21 protein-coding genes are annotated in these 22,471 nt (G+C 27.0%); 2 read left to right on the forward strand and 19 right to left on the reverse strand.

The features are described from left to right. Positions 1-19 precede the first annotated feature (19 nt). From uxaC to FRIFI_RS08910, 7 genes are all read right to left on the reverse strand, one after another. Positions 20-1,420, reverse strand: a complete 1,401-nt coding sequence (uxaC, locus tag FRIFI_RS08880; RefSeq protein WP_166505647.1) for a glucuronate isomerase — start codon at positions 1,418-1,420, stop codon at positions 20-22. Positions 1,421-1,542: 122 nt separating this feature from the next. Further along, positions 1,543-2,589 carry a mannonate dehydratase gene (uxuA, locus tag FRIFI_RS08885; RefSeq protein ID WP_166505648.1) on the reverse strand — a complete coding sequence of 349 codons (1,047 nt, stop codon included), beginning with the start codon at positions 2,587-2,589 and terminating at the stop codon, positions 1,543-1,545. Between the two features lie 15 nt (positions 2,590-2,604). Continuing rightward, entirely contained in the window at positions 2,605-3,624 is a 1,020-nt protein-coding gene (locus FRIFI_RS08890) for a sugar kinase (protein WP_166505649.1), read from the reverse strand. Next, positions 3,608-4,219 carry a bifunctional 4-hydroxy-2-oxoglutarate aldolase/2-dehydro-3-deoxy-phosphogluconate aldolase gene (locus FRIFI_RS08895; protein WP_242977241.1) on the reverse strand — a complete coding sequence of 204 codons (612 nt, stop codon included), beginning with the start codon at positions 4,217-4,219 and terminating at the stop codon, positions 3,608-3,610. Before FRIFI_RS08895 ends, FRIFI_RS08890 begins: the two co-directional genes overlap by 17 nt. A 9-nt stretch (positions 4,220-4,228) precedes the next feature. Further along, positions 4,229-5,080, reverse strand: a complete 852-nt coding sequence (locus tag FRIFI_RS08900) for an SDR family oxidoreductase (protein WP_166505650.1) — start codon at positions 5,078-5,080, stop codon at positions 4,229-4,231. A 418-nt stretch (positions 5,081-5,498) separates the two neighbouring features. Further along, positions 5,499-6,185, reverse strand: coding sequence for a GntR family transcriptional regulator (locus tag FRIFI_RS08905; RefSeq protein ID WP_092925126.1), 687 nt, complete (start codon positions 6,183-6,185; stop codon positions 5,499-5,501). Between the two features lie 318 nt (positions 6,186-6,503). After that, positions 6,504-8,351: a sensor histidine kinase gene (locus tag FRIFI_RS08910; RefSeq protein ID WP_166505651.1), complete on the reverse strand. Its 1,848-nt coding sequence runs from the start codon at positions 8,349-8,351 to the stop codon at positions 6,504-6,506. A gap of 160 nt (positions 8,352-8,511) precedes the next feature. On the opposite strand from FRIFI_RS08910, the gene FRIFI_RS08915 reads away from it, so the two are divergent. Beyond that, positions 8,512-8,700: a hypothetical protein gene (locus FRIFI_RS08915; protein ID WP_092925122.1), complete on the forward strand. Its 189-nt coding sequence runs from the start codon at positions 8,512-8,514 to the stop codon at positions 8,698-8,700. A 103-nt stretch (positions 8,701-8,803) separates the two neighbouring features. On the opposite strand, the gene FRIFI_RS08920 is transcribed toward FRIFI_RS08915, so the two are convergent. The 9 genes from FRIFI_RS08920 to FRIFI_RS08960 form a co-directional block, all read right to left on the reverse strand. Then, complete coding sequence (locus FRIFI_RS08920; RefSeq protein ID WP_166505652.1) at positions 8,804-9,358, reverse strand: NAD(P)H-dependent oxidoreductase; 555 nt, start codon at positions 9,356-9,358, stop codon at positions 8,804-8,806. A gap of 138 nt (positions 9,359-9,496) precedes the next feature. Next, positions 9,497-11,944 carry a cell wall-binding repeat-containing protein gene (locus FRIFI_RS08925; protein WP_166505653.1) on the reverse strand — a complete coding sequence of 816 codons (2,448 nt, stop codon included), beginning with the start codon at positions 11,942-11,944 and terminating at the stop codon, positions 9,497-9,499. Between the two features lie 123 nt (positions 11,945-12,067). Then, positions 12,068-12,535, reverse strand: coding sequence for a HugZ family pyridoxamine 5'-phosphate oxidase (locus FRIFI_RS08930; RefSeq protein ID WP_166505654.1), 468 nt, complete (start codon positions 12,533-12,535; stop codon positions 12,068-12,070). Between the two features lie 16 nt (positions 12,536-12,551). Continuing rightward, complete coding sequence (locus FRIFI_RS08935; RefSeq protein WP_166505655.1) at positions 12,552-13,760, reverse strand: nitrogenase component 1; 1,209 nt, start codon at positions 13,758-13,760, stop codon at positions 12,552-12,554. Next, complete coding sequence (locus FRIFI_RS08940) at positions 13,747-15,036, reverse strand: nitrogenase component 1 (RefSeq protein WP_166505656.1); 1,290 nt, start codon at positions 15,034-15,036, stop codon at positions 13,747-13,749. The genes FRIFI_RS08935 and FRIFI_RS08940 overlap by 14 nt, the downstream gene beginning before the upstream one ends. 72 nt (positions 15,037-15,108) lie before the next feature. Further along, the gene (locus FRIFI_RS08945; RefSeq protein WP_166505657.1) at positions 15,109-15,906 is read right to left on the reverse strand and encodes an ABC transporter ATP-binding protein; all 798 of its coding nucleotides are present in this window, start codon (positions 15,904-15,906) and stop codon (positions 15,109-15,111) included. Further along, complete coding sequence (locus tag FRIFI_RS08950; RefSeq protein WP_092925110.1) at positions 15,906-16,889, reverse strand: FecCD family ABC transporter permease; 984 nt, start codon at positions 16,887-16,889, stop codon at positions 15,906-15,908. Before FRIFI_RS08950 ends, FRIFI_RS08945 begins: the two co-directional genes overlap by 1 nt. 2 nt (positions 16,890-16,891) lie before the next feature. Further along, positions 16,892-17,797, reverse strand: a complete 906-nt coding sequence (locus FRIFI_RS08955; RefSeq protein ID WP_092925108.1) for an ABC transporter substrate-binding protein — start codon at positions 17,795-17,797, stop codon at positions 16,892-16,894. 89 nt (positions 17,798-17,886) lie between these two features. Continuing rightward, a complete protein-coding gene (locus FRIFI_RS08960) occupies positions 17,887-18,633 on the reverse strand; it encodes a nucleotide-binding protein (RefSeq protein WP_092925102.1) in 747 nt (248 codons plus the stop codon). 204 nt (positions 18,634-18,837) lie between these two features. On the opposite strand from FRIFI_RS08960, the gene FRIFI_RS15170 reads away from it, so the two are divergent. Further along, complete coding sequence (locus FRIFI_RS15170; RefSeq protein ID WP_092925100.1) at positions 18,838-19,542, forward strand: helix-turn-helix transcriptional regulator; 705 nt, start codon at positions 18,838-18,840, stop codon at positions 19,540-19,542. 88 nt (positions 19,543-19,630) lie between these two features. On the opposite strand, the gene FRIFI_RS08970 is transcribed toward FRIFI_RS15170, so the two are convergent. The 3 genes from FRIFI_RS08970 to FRIFI_RS08980 form a co-directional block, all read right to left on the reverse strand. Next, positions 19,631-20,011 (reverse strand): hypothetical protein, encoded by a 381-nt coding sequence (locus tag FRIFI_RS08970; protein WP_092925098.1) that lies wholly within the window; start codon positions 20,009-20,011, stop codon positions 19,631-19,633. Between the two features lie 122 nt (positions 20,012-20,133). Beyond that, positions 20,134-20,919, reverse strand: a complete 786-nt coding sequence (locus tag FRIFI_RS08975; RefSeq protein WP_166505658.1) for a tyrosine-protein phosphatase — start codon at positions 20,917-20,919, stop codon at positions 20,134-20,136. A 142-nt stretch (positions 20,920-21,061) separates the two neighbouring features. Continuing rightward, positions 21,062-22,453, reverse strand: coding sequence for a glycosyltransferase family 2 protein (locus tag FRIFI_RS08980; RefSeq protein WP_242871309.1), 1,392 nt, complete (start codon positions 22,451-22,453; stop codon positions 21,062-21,064). Between the last annotated feature and the right edge of the window lie 18 nt (positions 22,454-22,471).

Consider the following 22,471-nt stretch of genomic DNA (forward strand, 5'->3'; position numbering starts at 1 on the left):
CGCCCCCATATAAAATGTTTTATCCTAAGAAGTATTTGTTTGAGTTGTTAAAACATATATCTTCAATTATTTGACCTAGTATGTCTAAGTCGTTTGGATATTCTCCATTCTCAACTAAGTTACCTATGTAGTTGCAAAGTATTCTTCTAAAATATTCATGTCTTGTAAAAGATAAGAAACTTCTAGAGTCTGTAAGCATTCCTACAAATTTACTAACTAATCCAAGTTGTGAAAGTGCCATTAACTGTCTTTCCATTCCGTCTTTTTGGTCATTAAACCACCATCCAGAACCAAATTGTATTTTCCCAGCTATGCCTCCACCTTGGAAGTTACCTATCATAGTACCTAGTACTTCGTTATCCTTTGGATTTAAACAGTATAGTATAGTTTTAGGTAGTTTATCTTCTACATCTAGACTATCTAATATTCTTGATAATGAATAAGCGATTTCCCCATCATCAATACTATCAAATCCTGCATCTACCCCTACTTTGTTAAACATTCTTGTATTATTATTTCTAAGAGCACCTATATGAAGTTGCATAACTAGATTTTTCTCGCTATACATCTTTCCTAAACTTATTAATGTAAAAGTTATATACTTATAAGCTTCTTTATCACTTATAGCTTCTCCAGATAAAACTTTAACAAAAATTTCTTCAACTTCCTCTATTGTTGAATTTTCAAAATAAACTCTTTCTAAACTATGATCTGTTATATTACATCCATTTTCTACAAAGAAGTCTAATCTATTTTTAAGTACTTTTAAAAGTTCACTGTATGTTTTTATTTCTACATTTTCTAATTTTCCTAAAGCTTTTATATAATCTATAAAACCTTCGTTTTTTATCTTAAGTGCTTTATCTGGTCTAAATGTAGGTCTTACTTTACACTCAAAACTTTCATCTTCTCTTATTTTTTTATGATATATTAAATCATCAGCTGGATCATCTGTAGTTCCTATGTATACTACATCTGACATTTCTATTAATTTTCTTGCACTTAGGTTATTTTCTTTGATACTAAGATTTGCTTTTTCCCATATAATCTCGGCTGTTTTTTCACTTAGAGTTTCTTCTATGTTAAAGTATCTTCTAAGCTCTAAATGAGACCAGTGATATATAGGGTTTCCTATTAAATAAGGCATCATCTTAGCAAATTCATTAAATTTTTCAAAATCAGTAGCATCTCCTGTGATATACTTTTCATCTATACCAAAGCTTCTCATAGCTCTCCACTTATAGTGATCGTGGTATAACCACATTTGAGTTATATTTTCATATGTCTTATCTTCTGCTATTTCTACTGCTGGTAAATGACAGTGATAGTCAAATATAGGCATTTTTGCTGCGTGGTTATGATATAATGTTTTTGCCGTGTCGCTATTTAATAGGAAGTCTTTATCCATAAACGTTTTCATATTTACCCCCATATATTTCACTTAATTAAATTTTAACTCTACTATAATATTACTCTATATTTTATTATATATTTTTGGATTATTTTTGAATTTATTTTCCTTTTTTAGACTATTTTTTCAAATTACTTATTCTTATTTATAGCCTCTATTAATCCATTTATATAAACTGCTCCTAAAGCTCTATCATATAGTCCATATCCTGGTCTTCCTGTTTCTCCCCATATCATTCTACCGTGATCTGGTCTATATGGTCCTTTAAAGTCATAGTCACAGTATGCTTTTACTATTTCATAAAAATCAAGCGATCCACACTCAGATAAATGAGCTACTTCATTGAAACTACTTTCTCCTGTTATTAATACGTTTCTTAAGTGTGCAAAGTTTATTCTATTTTTTTCTTTTCCAAAGTATTCAACCATTTTTACTACATCATTAGTACTTGTACATCCAAGTGATCCTGTACATAAAGTTATACCATTGTATTCACTATCATAAAGGTTTATAAATCTTTCTAGATTTTCAAAGTTAGTTATTATTCTTGGAAGTCCAAATATACCCCATGGTGGATCATCTGGATGTATAGCCATTTTTACGTTACTTTCCTCAGCTACAGGTAATATTTCTTTTATAAAGTATTCAAGATTTTCCCATAACTTTTCTTCATCTATATCTTTATATTGATCTAGTAATGCTCCTAGTCCACCTTCTCCATAAGAAGTGTCCCACCCTGGAAGTTCTAATTCACCTAGTGCTGGATCCATTTTCTTAACTGTTTCTTCATCATATATAAGACAAGTTGATCCATCTTCAAGTTCATAGTTTAGATCTGAACGAGTCCAGTCAAACACTGGCATAAAGTTGTAACAAACTGTTTCTATTCCTGCTTTACCAAGATTTCTTAATGTTTCTTTGTAGTTTTCTATATACTTATCTCTAGTAGGAAGTCCTAACTTTATATCTTCATGAACTGGTACACTTTCTATTACTGAAAGTTTTAGTCCATTGTCTTCTACAGTCTTTTTAAGTTCTAATATTTTGTCAATTGGCCAAGCTTCTCCAACTGGTATATCATATATTGCTGTAACTATTCCTTTCATTCCTGGTATTTGTCTGATGTACTCTATTTTTACAGGGTCATCTTGTCCATACCATCTAAACGTCATTTCCATTTACTGTTCCCCCAATTATCTTTTTATATTTTGTAGACCTTTATCTATCAAACTAATAACAGATTCTTCGTCTACTAAATTTATATCTCCTCTTATAGAATGCTTTAGTGCACTTGCACAAACTCCAAATTCAACAGTCTTTTTTGAATCCATATTATTTATTACTCCGTGAAGTATTCCTGCTGTAAATGCATCTCCTCCACCAACTCTATCTAATATATCAAATGTATATTCACTTGATATTTGCATGTCATTTCCATCAAATATATAACCTTTTAATGAGTTATTATTTATTGAATGAACACTTCTTTTAGTGCATGCTGCATATTTTATATTTGGATAATTCTTAAATAACTCTTTGTACAACTCTTTAAGAGAATCTTCAAAGTCTAAGTCATTATCCTCATATTTTAATATGTTTGTCATATCTAACTTTCCTAAAAATGCTATATCTACATAAGGAAGTACTTTTTCTAAAAATCCTTTAGCTTCTTCTAAGCTCCAAAGCTTAGCTCTATAATTAGAATCCAAGGACACTAGTATACTATTTTCTTTACAGTATTTTGCAATATCTATAACTAAGTTATATAACTCTTTGCTAAGTGCTGGAGTTATACCAGACATATGAACTAAACTTACATCTTTTAGCATACATTTGATATCAAATTCTTCTTTATTTGCCATAGATATAGCTGAGTATTTTCTATCATATATAACTTCTGTACTTCTATATCCATGACCTATTTCAGAAAAATATATTCCTAGTCTTCCTTCTCCTCTAACGACTGAACTAGTATCTATATCAAATCCTTTTAAATCTCTTATTACTTTATCACCTAGTGAGTTGTCTGGTAATTTAGTTGCAAACTTCGTCTTATGACCAAAACAAGATAAACTTGCTATAACGTTTGCTTCTCCACCACCATAAATTGCTTCAAAAGAGTTTGACTGTATAATTTTTTTATTGTTGGGAGGTATTAGCCTTAACATTACCTCCCCAAAACCTAAAACCTTTTTATTATTTGCTTCTGACATTTTGTATTTTCTCCACAAATTCCTTAGCTAAGTTTTCTATATCTTCTAAGCTTCCTGCATTAAATAGTGAACTTCCTACTCCTACACAAGAAACTCCCATTTCAAACCACTTATCTACATTATCTATACTAACTCCACCAGTTGGCATTATTTCAACATTTGGTATTGGAGCTTTTATAGCTTTTACATACTTTGGTCCAAATACATCACCTGGGAATAACTTAACCATTTTATTTCCTTTATCTTGTGCATTCATTATTTCACTTACCGTCATACATCCTGGTAAATAAAGTGTATTTAATTCTTTACATACATCGTTTACCTCTTCACTATACCCCGGGCTTACAACATATTTTGCTCCCGCTAATATTGCATCTTTAGCCATTTTAGCATTTAGTACACTTCCAACACCTAATATAAGATTTTTGTCATCTCTTAGTTCATTTATAAGTTCTACAACCTTAGGTATTGAGTATGTTAATTCTACAGCTCTTATTCCACCATTTGCACAAGCATTTATATATCCTTTAGCTTCCTTATGGTCTTTTGCTCTAATTACTGCTACTATTCCTTCTTTTTTTATACTTTCTAGCATAATATCCCCCTATACTCCTGAGTATGCTGAAAATGCTCCATCTACTGGTATAACAACACCATTTACAAATCCTGATGCATCTTCACTTACTAGATATAATAATGTACCTATTAATTCTTGGGCTTCTCCAAATCTTCCCATTGGTGTGCTATTTAATATCTTGTTGCTTCTTTCTGTTGGTGTTCCATCTTCATTGAATAATAACTTTTCATTTTGTGCTGTTACAAAGAAACCTGGTGCTATAGCATTTACTCTTACTCCTACTTTAGACATGTGTACAGCTAACCATTGAGTAAAGTTACTTACTGCAGCCTTTGCCCCTGAGTATGCTGGTATTTTTGTAAGCGGTGTATATGCATTCATTGAAGATATGTTTATTATTGTACACCCTTTTCTATTTATCATGTCTTTACTAAACTCTTGAGATGGAAGTAATGTTCCTAAGAAGTTTAAGTTAAATACAAATTCTACTCCTTTTGGATCTAAGTCAAAGAATGTTGTTAATTCTTCATTATTTAAATCTTCTTCAAATAAGTATTCTTTAGTTGTTGTTCCCTTTGGATGATTTCCTCCAGCTCCATTTATTAATATATCGCATGGTCCTAATTTTTCTAAAATTATATCATGAGCTCTTTTTAAACTCTCTTTATCTAATACGTTAGCTTCTATTCCTATGGCACATCCACCATTATCTATTATTTCCTTAGCTTTAGCTTCACAAGCTTCTTTTCCAAGTGCAAGTATAGCTACTTTAGCTCCACATTTAGCTAAAGCTTCAACCATAGCTCCGCAAAGTACTCCTGTTCCACCTGTTACTACAACTACTTTATCTTTTAGATCAACATTAAATGGTAATTTCATGTTATTGCCTCCCCTTTAGTCTTCTATACTTGTATACTAGCATATCCTCCCCAGGAAAACAATATCTTTTTCATTTTTTTATAAAATATTTTATATTCCGTTTATTTTCTACATAAAATAATTATTTTTTACTAAATTTATTTAGTTTACATTACAATTAATATAATTTAACATTTACTTAGTAGGTTTTAGTTCATAAAAAAATTCTCTTCACGTAAGCGACGTGTCGGCGAAATGCTTCATGTCCCCAACGACTTCGTCCGTTGCTCAAAATGTCATTTTTTAAGCCACTGTGTGGGCGAATCCATTTACATTTTCAAGCCTATTGAAATATCTTATTTTTATAAGTTATGAACAGTTTTATACTTGATATAATTTCCTTATATGTAAAAAAATAAGCATCTGTAATTACAGATACTTATTTAAAATAAATACTTACATCATCATTGTCTTTTATCAATGTTCTCCATTCTTTAGCTGGTAATACTATATGTTTTTGTATATAATCATCTATCTTATCTACTTCTTTGTTTTTTATTATGTTTAGCATTTCTTCATGTTGACTTATTATTTTATTTCTATTAGTTTTCATTTCAGATAATAATCTCATTCTATTATAATGAGTACTTATATTCATTATACTATCCCATATGTTTATTTTATTACATCCTAAAAATATTAACCTATGAAATTTTTTATCTAAATTATGAAACTCTATTTCTTTTCCTTCTATATCACATAATAACTTTTGTGCAAATAGATTTTTTTCTAATTCTATAAATAAATCCTCTGGAAAATATTCGCAAGCTTCTTTTAAAACTTCTTTTTCTATAGTAGATCTCATAAATATAGCTTCGTCTATTATTTTACTATCCATTAAAGAAACATAAGTACCTGATTGCGGCTTAACCTCTATCAAGTGCTCATTTTTTAATTTCATTAAAACTTCTCTAATAGGTGTTCTTGATATATTTAGTTTTTCTGATAAGTCAGACTCGCTAAGTAGTTCTCCTGGCTTTAGTTCTAAAGACATTATATTGTCTTTTAAAATTCTATATGCATATTCTTTACCTGTTTCTTTGTATTTCTTTTCGTAAAGTATCATTATTTCCTCCAATTGGTTACTTTTTATTAGTGTTGTATATTAGTATATTAGTAAATTCACAATATAAATCAAAAAACTCTAAGATTATAAAATAAAATTTTACCATAATTATTGATTATTGACAAAAATAAAATAATTCCTCACTTTTATTGTAACAACTATGTGGTGATAATACTATATAATTCTTTATAAATTATAAATAAATTTTACTTTCGTAGAATTTTAGCTAAAAATTCTACGAAAATAAAATTAATATATTATATATAATTAATACTTAGTTAATTTTTTAATTATATATAATAAAATTTTAATATATGTCTATCTTACAGAAGTATATATATCAGAAAACTCTATATCTATATTCTCTACATATTTATTATATTTAAATGCATTCTGGCTTACATAGTTTTCTTCACATAACCTTATTGGTATAACTATCTTAAACTCACTTCCTACCTTTTCTTCACTATCTACTTTTATAGTACCTCCATGTAAATCCACTAAAGATTTAACTATTGATAAACCTATTCCACTTCCTTCGCTAGGTTTTGTTATTCTATTATTTACTTGCTTAAATAGAGTAAATACCTCTTCTAATTTATCTTTTGGTATACCTATTCCACTATCTTTAATACTCATATTTAAATTTTTATCATCTATATCTAATTTTACGTATATAATTCCATTTTCTGTATTATATTTTATTGCATTAGATAGTAAGTTTAATATAATCCTATCCATTTTTTCTAAGTCAAACGCCATTATTTTTTCTTCTACATTTGTATCAAAGATTAATTTTATCCCCTCTTCTTTTGCATAGCTTTGTACAGAGTCACATATATTTTCTATAAACTCTACTATATTATAATTTTGCGGATTATATTCTAAGCAGCCTGCATTTAGCCTTGTACTGTCAATTAAATTATTTACCATTTTTAATAACCTATAGCTATTTTGTCTTATTATATTTGTATATTTTTTATATTCTTCATCATGGTTATTTCGTTTTGTAATAGCTTCCATTAACTGTATAGAACTAAATATAAGATTTAATGGTGTCTTAAATTCATGAGATAAATTAGCAAAAAATTCCATTCTAAGGCTTTCAAATTCAAGCTCTGCCTCTTTTCTATGAGATATATCTCGAGATATTCCAAGCACCCCAGATACAACTTTATTGCTATCTAACATTGGTACCTTTACTGTTTCAAAATATCTAACTCTTCCATCATCTGATATAGATGAATTATTAGATATAAGCTTACTTTTAGTTTTCATTATATTTTTTTCTTCTATCTCATATTTCTTTATTTTATCATGAGGTGTATTTATATCTTTTTCAGTTTTTCCTATGATATCTTCTTTAGTCATATTTCTATTTTCTGCAAATACTTTATTACAATGTCTAAATACTCCATGTTTGTCTTTTAAAAATATACTATCTGGAATATTATCACTAATTAAATTTAACATTTTAATAGCTGACAATTGATTATTATATTCAATATTTTCTATAACCTCTAAGCATATTCCTATGGTTCCTAATATTTCTTTATTTTCATTTTTTATAAGTTTTATAAATCCATTATAAAATTTTCCATCATAAGAAAATAGCCCATATTTAGATTCTTTACTTTGTTTAATAATATATTCTTCTCCTTTTGAGAATAATTTTGCTACCTCCTCTGGATATATCTCTTCATCTGTTTTTCCTATCATATTTTCAGTTGTTGTATATTTACCTTCTGTTATTTCTTTATTTGTATATACATACCTGCCATCTCTGTCTTTTAGCCATATAACTCCACCTAATGCATTCATAAGTTCTTTTATATTTTTATCTATATCAATTTTTCTTTTAAACCATATTAAATATCTATTTTCTGATATTTTTATTATCTCTATTTCATAAAATGACTTTATATCTTTTATATATATTTTTTTAATTTTGTCTTCTATATGCCTATCTATTTCTAGAAAAGCTTCTTTGTATCCTATATTGTCAATACTATAAATATTTCCTTTAATTATCTTATCCCCTATTAATTCATTAAATCTTTTATTTATATCTACTACTTTAATTTTGTTTATTTCATCCATCTCTATATATACATATGGTATAGGGATGTAAGAAATCATTTTCAAGTATTCTTCTTTATTTAACATAATTTCCTCCCCCGTTAGACATTATCCTATGATAGATTATAGTATATTTTAAATTAAAATGGTATTTTTTAATTTTTTTTGTTTAAAATTTCTAAATAGTGTGTATATATAAAATATAATAATTTCAAATTATTTTAATATAAATTAGGAGGATATAATTATGATAAGAGTTTGTTCAGCATGTTCTGGAATGAGTATAGATGATTTAAGAGAGGCTTTACTAGGTAGAGAAATAGAAAATGAATGTATAGGTGAATGTGGTGCTGAGTTTACAGCATACGTAGGAGATGAACTAATAACAGCATCTTCATTTGACGATTTTGTTAATCAAGCTAAAGAAGTAAAATAGTTTACAAAACCTCTAAAAAATAAAATTATCTTTAATAACAAAAAGCTATCTTGTTTATAGATAGCTTTTTTGTAATTTAAAATAAATTTCTAAATAACTTTTATTATTTGAAGTAGCTTTCAAATACATCTTCTTTTTCTTTATCTTCTACATTTAAATTTATATATTTTATATTTTTCATTCCGCAAACTTCTAATGTTCCTTTTATTATTACTGTTTCTATTGGGTTATTTAATTTATCTTTTAAATAGCTTGTGTTTGATTCTGATGTAGTTATAACCATACCTGATTTTATATTGCTTAAAAGTCCCTTTGTTTTATTATCTTCTTCACTAAATGCAAAGTTTTTTATAAATACCTTATCAAAAAAACCTTTTAGTATTGCAGGTACATTGTTAAACCAAACTGGAAAAACTAGAATTATCTCATCACTATTTCTTATACTTTGTTGATATTTTTTAACTAATTCATCATCAGCCTTACCTTCATTATATAACTGTTCTTCTTTTTCAGTCATTACAGGATTGAAGTTATCTTTGTACAAATCTATTATTTCATATTCTGCTCTATTTTCAATCAGCTTTTTTGATAATTTTTCTACGATTTTTTTACTAAAAGATTTTTCACTTGGACTTGCTACTATTATTGTAGTTTTCATAAAATACATCCTTTCTTTCTTTATATGTACTTAGTATAAATAATATATTAATTTTATATTCATACAATATAGATATGTATATACTAAATACATAAAAAAATAGAGTGTAAGATATTTTACACTCTATTTTTTTATAATTTATTTTATTACATTTATACATTCATTAACTATAGACTTGTCTATACCGCCTACTTGTATAAGTTTTGTAGCATTTTTTATTACTGACTTATCACTATTGTTATGAACTAGTACAACAGGATAATTTTTAGCAAGTGGAGATACTGTTAAGGCATCTACTAATGTATATCCTTTTGATATATAAAACTCATTAGTATTAGGATAGAACTTTTCTATAACTAGCTTATTAGTAGCAAATCTATCACTTCCTCCAAGTCTAGTTGCATTTGTTTTATTTACTATATTATCACTCATTGATATACTAGATCCTATAACATAAGTACTTTTGTTATTAGTGTTAAATGGTATGTCTTTTCCATTTGTTAATATTATTGGTACTCCATCACGACTTGCAATTGGAGATACACTCATAGCATCTGGTTCTCCTTTATATCCATTTACTAAAAATACTTTATCTATATTTGGATTTATTTTTTTTATTTCATCTGCAACTTTATAACTTGTTTCTTCTCTGCTATTTCCAGAAAGTCTTATAACTTCTTTTCCTTGTGATTTTAAATCACTTTCTATTTTTGGTGATATAACACTTTTTCCACCTATTAAATATACTTTATTAACTCCATTTAATCTTTCTTTTGTTTCATTTGGTATAGAATCTACTTTTGTTAAAAGTATTGGTGATTTAGTTATTCCTGATAATCCACTTGCACTAAGTCCATCTGCTAATGTTTTATCTCCATTAACAAGTATTGCACTAGTATAGTTTTGGTTATCAGATATCATAGCTGCTGTCTCATATCTATCATTACCTATTATAGTATCTAATATTACCTTATCTTTTTGATTATTTATAATATTTACATCATTTTTATTTACATATCCTTTAAATGTATAGTCATAACTTCCTGGTATAGGATTAGCTACATTAGATGGAGTTATTCTATCAGGATTTATCTCAATATTTGAGTTTCTATCATCAGATATTAAAACTACTTCACCTTTATCTGATGTATATAATCTATTTCCACTTTTATCATTTATATTTGATGACTTATTAAGCATTCCTATTTTATATCTATTATAGTCATCTCCTAAACCTCTAGATGATAATTCTACATCCATTTCATTCATATAACTTGATGCTTTTTCTGACCAATATGGATCTGATGCATATCTAACATTACATCCAATTTCTTTATTTCCAAGATTATTACCATTATATTTCCAACTATTTGGATTTAAATATTCATTTGACATCCATTCTTTTGCAAACTCATTTATACAATTTTCTATGCTTTTAAAGTAATTTGCATTATTTGGATTGCTATCCTTTGCATTTATTCCAAATATATTATTTTTTTGTTTAGCTAAAGTAGACGTTCCCTTAGCTGATTCATTCATAGCTATTCCAACCATAACTGATGCATTTACTCCATATTTATTTTGAGCTTTTATAAAATATTTTCCTGTATTTCTAAGAACACTGTCACTTGGTGTTTTAGCTTTAAAATACTCATTTATATCATTAGCATCATATGAACTTTTACTTCTACCTGGTAAATATTGATAGTAGTTATAGTATGGTTCATTAGTATTTACTGCATTGTTATGATTATTTTCTTTTGCATCGCTTATAAGTTTGTTTATATCATCATAAAAATAATTTCCATCATAGCTATAATACTTTACTTCATTTTTCATAAATGAAGGTGCTTGTCCTATTGTTCTATAAGTTCCTGTATTTCCTTGTACATTCGAACTTATATAATGGCTTAATCTTCCATTTACATTTTTATAGTAGCTTAAATTTTTAGCTTGATTTATAGGAAGTACTACTATATTTGTACCTTTATCATCTTGCTTTTTAATCCATCCGCTAAATCCAGCAACTTCTATCTTTGCCATAGTTTCAGTTTCTTCTATAACTGGAACATCCTCTATATATCCATGATTTATATATGTATATTCATTAGTGTCGTTTGCATTTTTATATAACTTTGCAGTATAGTTTATAGAACTTTCAGATATTCCATCTCCTAATTTTACAATACGACCTATAGAGTTTGTACTATATACTATTAAACCTTCTTTATTTATAACTGATGGTACTATATTTTCATAACTATACTCATTTTGTATATTTTTTGCTATATTTACAGCTTCATCGTAAGTATTAGCTTCTTTATAAAATATATATTTTCCATCTTGGCTAGCTAGTGCTACCTCATAGTTTGAATTTGTTTTGGTTTTTAGATATTTGAAATTATTAAGTTCCTCTATATCTTGTTTGACTTCTGTAGGCATCTCTGACATGTAATTAGATATGCTATGTGATTTAGGCATTGGTTTTGTATATGTTTCATATTCATTAGAATTAGCATAAGAAACATTTCCCAACATTAAGCCACTTATAGCTAATGATAAGTATACACTTTTCTTTAATTTCATATATTTTCCCCCTATTTTTGTATATATATACTAAATTATAACATATATGTTTTATATTCTCAAAGTAAGTTCATAATATTATAAAATAAAACACTTAGCATAATATTATGCTAAGTGTTTTTTCTATTTACCCTTATGATTTATTTCTTTTACTTGAATTAATTCAAATTCTTTATTTTTTATATTTATATCAAAAGCTTGCCCAAATCCTTTTACTAATCTTCCACTTTTTATATTTAACTTAAATATATCAAAGTCTAAAGTTTTTAATACCATCATCATAGATGGGTCATGTACTTCATCAAACTTATTGTATATAGCCTCATCTGCATTTTCTAATTTAGTAGCTTCACATTCAAATGACACTCTTTTTCTTGCAAATATAGTTTTTGAATCTTTTTCATCTTCTATTATCATAACTGAACAATTTTTATCATTTGTTAAATTATAGTAATGACTTGCTGCTTTACTTAAATATAAATATATATCTTTATCTATCATAACAAATGGTGCATAACTTATTTCTGGTAATTTATTTTCATTTAATGAACTTATCATTAAGCTTTTTTGATTGTTTATTATATTTTCCATATTAATTGTCTCCTGTCTATAACTTTACGTTAAGTATTCTTTCTATTATATATACACACCCTCTAAAACCTATATATGGAGTGTATGGATATATATTTACTTTATTTAAGTTTGGATTACTTACTTGTAACTTCATCTTAGCGTTACTTTTCATGTCTAAACTTGGTCCATCACCAAATAATCCTAGAAGTTGTGTATTTTTTAGATATTTCATTCTATCCAATTCACTTCCTGTAGAAACTAAATCTTCTTCACTGTCTATTTTATGTAGCACTTCTTTTCTATCTACACATAAATTTAATTCACTAAGCATATCACTTATTCCTAGTACAGTATCATAATCTCCAAATAGTGCACATTTTTTACTTTCTTTGTAGAAGAAGAACTTACGCTTTACACTAAACATGTTATTTTTAACAAAGCTTATTTCTTTATTGTATAATTCTTTGTTTAGCTCATACCCTTCTATTTCATTTACTGCTTCTATAAATTCCATAGTATTTTTAAGACCATATAAACTTTTATATACATATGGTATATTGTACTTTTCTTTCATATATTTAGCAGCTTTTAATCCTTCTTTTCTAACTACTACATTAAGAGATGCTTTCGCTGCGTTTTCTATGTCTTCTATAGAAGTATCACAAGTAAACATTGTGTTTAAGTCTTTATTAAATAGCTCTTTCATAATTCTTTTTAATTCATAGCTATCACTTAAGAAGTTGTATTTATCTATGTTATATCCTATAATGTTGTACTTATTTATATCTTTAGTGTTGTCTTTAGTTATTTCTTTTACTAATAATTCTAATATATTTTCAACACCTATGTTGTAGTCGTCCTTAAGCCCACCTGTAGTTATAGGTATTAATTTTGCTTTTACTTTATCTTTAAGTACTCTACATACACTTTTAATATCTGCACCTATTATAGATGATATAGATGATGCCATTACAAATATGTATTTAGGCTTTATATTTTCATCTAATTCTATTATTGCATTTTCAATTCTATCGTACTTTCCAAATGTAACATCACTTTGATCCATATGAGTTGAATATATTTTTGCTCTTTCTTCTCCATTTAAGCTTCCTATTGCCTCTATTGAATAGTGTGTTGTTCCTGCTGGTCCAAATTCTATAATAAATGCATTATTTATTGATGACAGTGTCCATATTGTTCCCATTCTATCATTTGCTACGGGGAAATATTTACATACCTGCATACATCATTCCTCCCATTTTGCTAGTTTCTAATTCATATAGCTTTATTAAGTCTTTCATCATATCTATAGGTAGTTCATATCCTATTTTTTGTGCATGAGAGTCTAGTGTTATTTGCATTAACCCTTTTTCTCTAAGTATTATAGGGCTTTCGTGACCTATATATACATCTGCTCCTATTGTTTCATATAAATGTCTAAGTGGTGCTATATTTGCTATTCTACTTATGTATGGGTTATATCCTTTTTTAGATATATTTTCCTTGTACTTTATATCTTGTTCATATAACTCTCTAATTTGTACAAACACTGGTATCATACCTAAATCACTTAAAAAGTCTACAGTTTCAAAAGCCATCATAGGTGTATTTCCATATATAAGTTTTTTTCCTTTTAAAATATCACTACACTTTCTAAAAAGCTCATCATATTCATTTATCTTATCTTCTAATTTATTTAATAAATCTACATTTAATAATTCTTCTAATCTCTTGTAGTTTTTATATATTGTACTTTTATCCATATGCTTATCAAAGTATATATAGTCTATATCAAACTTTTTCTTCATAGCTTTAGCCAAATCTAGTGCTATCATATCTGTTACTATATTTACTTTTGATTTTGATGCATTTTTTATAGCATCTATATCGCACTTTGATGGTATCACAGTATTAATGCTAACTCCTTCGCTTTTAAGAAGTTTCACAAGTTCTGTAGATTCAACATTTTCTTGCCTATGCCCTAGTATGTTAATTCCTTCTTTTTCTTTTGATTTTTTCATACAAGTAATTAGTGCTTTTAAGCTTCTAGACATTCCTGGTATATGAGAGTTGCACTTAAAATGTTCTGTGTTTACTACAAATATAGGTACATCAACTTCACCATCTAAGCTATACTCTATTGAAGAATAATCTTCTCCTATAAGCTCTGGTACACAAGTTGTTACTATCATTATGGCATCGCATTCTTCTATTTCTATTATTTGTTTTATAGCTTCTTCTACCTTTTTTTGCCCACCAAATACTATATCTTTGTCTTTTAAAACTACTGAATAAACACTATCATTTCCTTTTTGTCTATGATATGCAAAGTTTTTAGTGTAGTAAGTACATTCACTAGTTCCTACTACAACTAGTGGCATATTTTTTATATAACTTGCAGTAAGGGCTACCCCAAATAATGGACAATGTGTCCCTGGAAATATTGCATGAGATAAACTTTTTATATCTTTATCTTCATTTATTTCATCTAATCTATTTAAAATATCTAAAGTATACATACTTCTCCTCTTATTATGTAAATTTTGATTTTGACTCTTTCTTATATTTATTGACTTATTTAATCATTAGCTTTAAGACACTAGTCTTTGTGCCTTTATAGTTTTTATAGGGTGTATTCTAGGTTTATTACTTTGTGGATCATTATCTATATCACACTCTATTTTATAAACTTTTTTTATAACATCCTTATTTACAACATCATTTGGTCTACCATCACTTATAATTTGACCATCTTTCATAATTATAAGCCTATCGCTATACTTACTAGCTTGATTTAACTCATGTAGTACCATTACTATTGTTATTTTAAACTTTTCATTTATTTCTCTAACTAACTCCATAAGCTCTAGTTGATATGATATATCTAAATATGTAGTAGGCTCATCAAGAAGTAATATGTCTGGCTTTTGACATAGCGCTTGTGCAATATACGCCCTTTGTCTTTCTCCTCCTGATAATGCCCCTATTGGTGTATTTTTATATTTACTAAGCCCTGTATTTTCTATTGCCCAATCTACTATTTCTTTGTCATTATTTGTCTTAGTTTCAAACCATTTTTTGTGAGGGATTCTTCCAAAGTAAACAAGTTCTTCAACTGTTAAATCCATAGGTGCATTGTTGTGTTGAGATAATAAGCACACCTTTTGAGCTATTAATTTTCCCTTTAAGTCTTTTATTCTTTTTCCTTCTAAAAAAACTTCTCCACTTAAAGGTTTTATCATCCTAGATAAACTCTTTAATAAAGTTGATTTTCCACATCCATTTGGACCTATTATGGATACAACTTCTCCTTTATTTATTTCTAAGTTTAAATTCTCTATTATAACTTTATCTTCATATCCAACTTTTAAATTACTAGCACTTATCATTAATAATCTCCTCTCTTTCTTAGTAAGTATAAGAAAAACGGACCTCCAACTATAGACATAATAACTCCAACTGGTATTTCTATAGCTCCACCTATGGTTCTTCCTAAAGTATCTGCAACTAATAATACTATACTCCCTAGTACCATACTAAAAGGTATAGTGTATTTATGATCACTTCCCATAATCATTCTAGATATATGAGGAACAATAAGTCCAACAAAGCTTATAACTCCTACAACTGATGTTGATATAGCAGCTAAAAATACTGCTACACCTGAAATTAATAGTCTAGTTAAGTTAACATTAAATCCAAGATTTGTTGCTGCTTCATCTCCAAGTTGTAAAACATTTGCACTTCTTATAAGAAGTAGTGATACTATAAGTGCTATTATAGAATATCCAAATAACATATTAACATCTACCCAAGTTTTAGTAGCTAAGCTTCCATTTAACCAAAGCATAGCACTTTGTATCCTATCACTATACATTGTTGATAAAAATGATATAACTCCTCCTAATATAGTATTTACAGCAACCCCTGCTAATACTATTCTTCCTGGCTTTATTCCATTTTTATAAGCCATTAAAAATACTAATATACATGCTATAGCCCCACCTACAAATGCAACTATAGGTAGTATATTCGTATACTTTGGAGCTAATAAAAGTATTATAATAGCAGCTACACTAGCACCTGTTGATACTCCTGTTATACCAGGGTCTGCTAGTGGATTTTTCATAACTGATTGAAGTAATATTCCTGCTACTGCTAAGTTTGCTCCAACTAATGCTGCTAGTATATTTCTTGGTAGCCTCATCTTATAGACAATAGTAGTTACTACTTTATTATCATCATTTATAAGAGCTTTAATTATTTCATTAAAACTTAAATCTACACTACCTATAGTAGAAAGCAGTACTAAAAGTACTGCTAACATTATAAAACTTATACCTATAGTTAAATATTTTTTATTTAGCTTCATACCTAGTTACCGTAAAGTACATTCCCTAAAGTTTTTATAGCTTCTTTTACTTGTAGGTTTGCAGATACGTTAAATATAGCAGGGTCTAAATCTATCACTTTTCCATTTTTATATGCATCTAACTCTTTGTATGCTGGATTTTTATCAAAAGCATCATCAAAAGCTTTTTTAGTTTCTTCTATATTTCCATGTGCAAATCTAAGTATATAATCAGGATTTTCTTTTATTATTTGCTCTAAACTAAATTGAACATAAGGTGAACTCATATCTCCCTCTAATTTATTAGTTATATTTTCTGCTCCCACAGTTTTTGCTAAATCCCCTAAATAAGAAGTTTCTGTAGCTAACATGAAGTTTTCTCCTCCACCAAATATTATTGCTACTGTCGGTGCTTTTTCACTTTTATTAGCTGTAGCTTCTTTTTCAACTTCTTTTAATTCGTTTATTACTTTAGTCGCTTCTTCTTCTTTATTTATTTCTTTTCCTAGCTCTTCAATACTTTTTACAAATTCTGTATATGTTCCTGTATTAAAGTAGAAAGTATTTAAATCATACTCTTTCATACTATCTTTTACATTTTCTTTAAACATACTATCCATTATAAATACATCAGGCTCTAGAGATGCTACTATTTCTAAATCAGGATTCATTGCTTGACCTACTTCTGGTAATCCTTTAAACTTTTCTGGTATTTCCATTTTAGTTGTAGGTATTCCTATAACATTTGCATCTAATTTATCTAATACTTGTGTAGCTGAAACTGTCGCAGCTACTACGTCTAATTCCTCAACTTGAGCACCTTTAACGGCTGTATCACTTTCTTTTTCACTTTGACTACTATTATTAGTACACCCTGTTATAAATAATGCTGATACTAAAAATACTGATGCTAATTTTCTAAATTTCATAATATTTCCTCCATTTTGTTTTAATTTTATATTTAATGTGTTTATTTTTATATAATTTTTATAAGCTAAATTGCTGTTTTACAGGCTAGTTATTCACTAACTATTTTTCTAGCCAAATTCATATATATACTTGCCATCTCGCTCTCTTTATCTTTTTCTATAACTGTTTTCCCATCATTTTCAGATATTTGAACTATTTGATTTCTAGGTATATAGTGAAAAACATTACTATTTATTTCATTACATAAGTTTTCTACTAATTCAACTTCACCATCTACATTTTTGGCATTTAATATAATACCTTTTAATGATGCATATCCTCTACTTTTAAATTGATTAACTGCTGTAGATATATTACTCGCTGCATACATAGACATCATCTCACCAGATGTTACTATATAAACATCCTTAGCGTATCCATTTCTTATTGGCATTGAAAATCCTCCACATACAACATCTCCAAGTACGTCGTATATGACTATATCTGGCTTATAAACTTCAAAAGCCTCTAATTCTTCTAACTTTTCAAAAGCTGCTATTATACCTCTACCAGCACATCCAACACCAGGAGTTGGTCCTCCAGCTTCAACACAAAGCACTCCATTATATCCTTCAAATACAATATCTTTAAGGTCTATATCGTCACCTTTTTCATTCATTACATCTAATACTGTAGGTATAAACTTTCCTTTCATTAGATTTTTAGTTGAATCTGCTTTTGGGTCACACCCTATTTGCATTACCTTATATCCTAATTGTGAAAGAGCCGCTGATAAATTCGACGTTGTCGTAGATTTACCTATGCCTCCTTTACCATATATCGCTATTTTTCTCATTGACTTTCTCCTCGTTTTAATAGATAATATTGATGATATTGATTATCATTTACTCTTTAAGTATATTATAAAAATTTTTATAGTTCTTTAATTATATTTGCTATTTTTATAAATATTTTTAGTTTAAAATATTTCAATTCTAAATTTTAAAGTTAAAATAATTTGATTATATTAACTAGTTTTAATCAAGTTTTGGAGGAGATCATGAGTAATTTGGAAAGTATATTGAAAGATTTTTATGACTGTCTAGATATTCCTATACAGTTTGTCAATGAAAAGTTTATCCCTATTTATAAAATGGGATTTTCAAAGGATATTGATTTGGTATTAGAAAAAACAAACATATATAATAATTTAAAAGAAAGTACTATTTCAAGTATAAACCTTACATATTTTGAAAATATACACTTTATAGTAACACCTTTAACGGATACTAGATTTGATGGATACTTTATAGTTGGACCATTTAAATCAAAATATATATGTAGTGAGTTAAATATTCCATTTAAACCTTATTCTTGCATTAACTACATATTAACTATGCTAAAAAGCATTATAAAAGGTCAAATTAATAAAGATAATAAATTTAATCCATACATTAAAGATAGTATTGATTACATACATAAAAATTACGCTTCTACTAATATGGATGATATTTGCAATTATCTAAGCATAAATAAAAGCTATTTTTGTTCTATATTTAAAAAAGAAACTGGATATACTTTTACTAATTTTTTAAATAAATTTAGAATAGAAAAAAGCAAAGAGTTTTTGAAAAATAAAAATTTTACAATATTAGATGTTGCTTTATTGGTTGGATATAATAACCATAACTACTATACAACACTTTTTAAAAAACTAAATGGTATAACACCTATTGAATATAGAAATAATCTTAAAGCTAGTTAATTAATTTTATTATCTAGCTTTTTATATTATTTAAATAATCAATATTTGTATTTAAAAATAAAAAATGAGTAGCTTGAGTGCTACTCATTTAATTTAATAAAAATTTTTCTAATTCATCATATAATTCTATATCTTCCTTAACTATAGCTATAACTTCTTCATTAGCTTTTAAGAAATAAACTCCTATTACTTCTTTATCTTCTTCTAGCTGAAATTCTATGTCATCTTTATATAAGCCTTCTTTTTCTTCTTTTAATTTTTCAGATAAGCAAAGTATATTTTGGTCATATACTACCTTTTCTATAATACTAGCACTAGATACTTTTGTAGATGTTATCATATATATTGCTAATTCCGTTATGTAAAGTATTAACAATTCTTTTGTAAAATTTTCTTTTATAAATTTTCTTATCTTATTATTCTTGTCATTTATTGGATAAAGCTCAGTGAGTAATTCTTCAAACTTCATAGATAATTCTCCTTATTAAGATATTAAAGTCTTAATAATATGTATGAATATTTAAAGAATAATATACTCTTAAGTATTATTTCATTTAATACATAATTATAGATGTAATATAATTATATTATTTATTTTCTATTAAATATTTTTTTTATAAATCCTACTTTTTTTCTATTTTTTAGCTCTATTTCTTTAAATGAAATATCTTCATCATTTATTATTTTTAATGGATTTTCTATTAGTAATGTTTTAGCTCTATCTTCACCATAGTATTTACTTATATATGTGAAAACTTCTTTGATATATGGTTTTCTTCTTTCTTTATCATGTGCATCACTAGCTATAAACTGTACTAAATTGCGATCTAATAAATATTTACAAACTTCAAATGACTTAGAACCTTTTTTTAATACACTTGAACTATTGATTTGAATAAGTGCCCCTTCATTTATAGCATCTTTTAAAATACTATAATTTTTTTGTATTTCCATATATCTTTCTACATGTGCAAGTATAGGTATATATCCCCTTATTTTAAACTCAAATATAACATCACTTAGATTTTTAGGAAAATTGCTAGGAGAAAATTCAACTAATACATATTTACTATTGTTTATACTTTTAAATTCTTTTTTATCTATATATTCTAATATATTTTCATTGTAATATATTTCATTTCCAACTAGCACATTTACATCTATATTATTTTTTATTAATTCATTATTAAAACTTGTGGCTATATCTAAAAGTTTATCTCCCATTATATAATCTTCAAATGCTGGATGATAATGTGATGTGTTTATTATAGTTTTTATACCTTCAGCTTGAGCTATTTTTGCCATTTCTAAAGCTTCTTCAAGGCTCTTAGCTCCATCATCCACTCCAGGTAATATGTGACAATGTATATCTATCATTTTTTATTCCCCCAATATTTACTTATATATTTTAATATATATCAAAATATTTATATAATCTACATGTTTGTATCAATATTTTAAATTGTTTTTTACATTCATTTGCAAAAAAAAAAGAATTTGCAAAATAAATTGCAAATCCTTACTCTTTTGATGTTTCTTTTTCATATTTAATTCTATTTTGCTTAATCCTAGTTATTTTGTTCCATTTATTTTTATATTTTTTATATCCTATAAATCCAGTTAACCTATAAAAAGAACATAATTGCCTATACCCAAAGCTCTCAACTATTGAAAATAGTATTAATTTTAATAGTGTAGTTATACTTGGTATATGTCTAAATACATAATTTTCAAGCATTACAGATGTTACAGATATTATAACACTATATAATATATATACTAGTAAAAATGTTGCTAAAAACTTTATATTTAAATATCCTGCAAAATATGAAACTATTATTATTAATAATCCAAATATATCTATTACACAAGAAAATAGCTCATATACTACAAAGTACATAAAAGAAAATATACCTACAAACCCATATTTTGGATTTAGAAATATATACTTATGGTTAAATAAACTTGTCATAAGCCCTATGTGCCATCTTCTTCTTTGTCCTTTCAGGTCTTTAAATGTTTCTGGTACTTGTGACCAGCAAATAGCATCATAAGCATATTTTATGTTATATTTTATCTTATTTTTTCTATAAAAAGAATGAAGTTTAACAACAAGGTCCATATCTTCACCAATTGTATTAGTGTCATATCCTCCAACATTTATAGCACAACTTTTCTTAAAAAGCCCAAACGCACCAGATATTATAAGATTGCCATTAAAACTATTAAACCAAACTCTAGTTGTCAAAAATACACGATAATATTCTATAGTCTGAAATATTACTAGTAACTTTTTTGGTGGCAATATTTTTTTTACTCTACCATTTTCTAAAACAACTTGATTTGCAACCTTTATATTTCCGCCTACTGCTATAGTAGTATCATCTTCCATAAATGGTGCTACTATATTAGTTAATGAATCATATTGAAGTATAGAGTCTGCATCTAATGATACAAATAGTGGATATCTAGATACATTAATTCCCATATTGAGAGCATCTGCCTTCCCACCATTTTCTTTTCTAACTAACGTTAATTTTATATTGTTTATAAATCTTTCATATACAAACTCTTCTTTTTTACATTTTACTAATCTTCTTATTGGCCTTGCTACTCTTTTTAGTTTAAATTTGTCTATAATTACCTTAGAAGTATCATCATTTGAACCATCATCTATTACTATTATTTCAAATTCTTTGTAGTCCAAACTAAGTAGAGATTCTATACAATCATTGACTGTTTTCTCTTCATTGTATGCTGGTACTAATATAGATATAGGAATATAATTTTCCTTATTATCTATTGCTAAAGCTTCTGAAAATCCTCTTTTTCTTTTACTCTCATTAAGCTGTAATACAGAGTATACTGTGGATATAAAAAATACAACAGCATATATAAATATATAATACATAAAGAAAATGTTAATATA

The sequence above is a fragment of the Romboutsia hominis genome (genome assembly GCF_900002575.1).
Taxonomy (GTDB): domain Bacteria; phylum Bacillota; class Clostridia; order Peptostreptococcales; family Peptostreptococcaceae; genus Romboutsia_C; species Romboutsia_C hominis.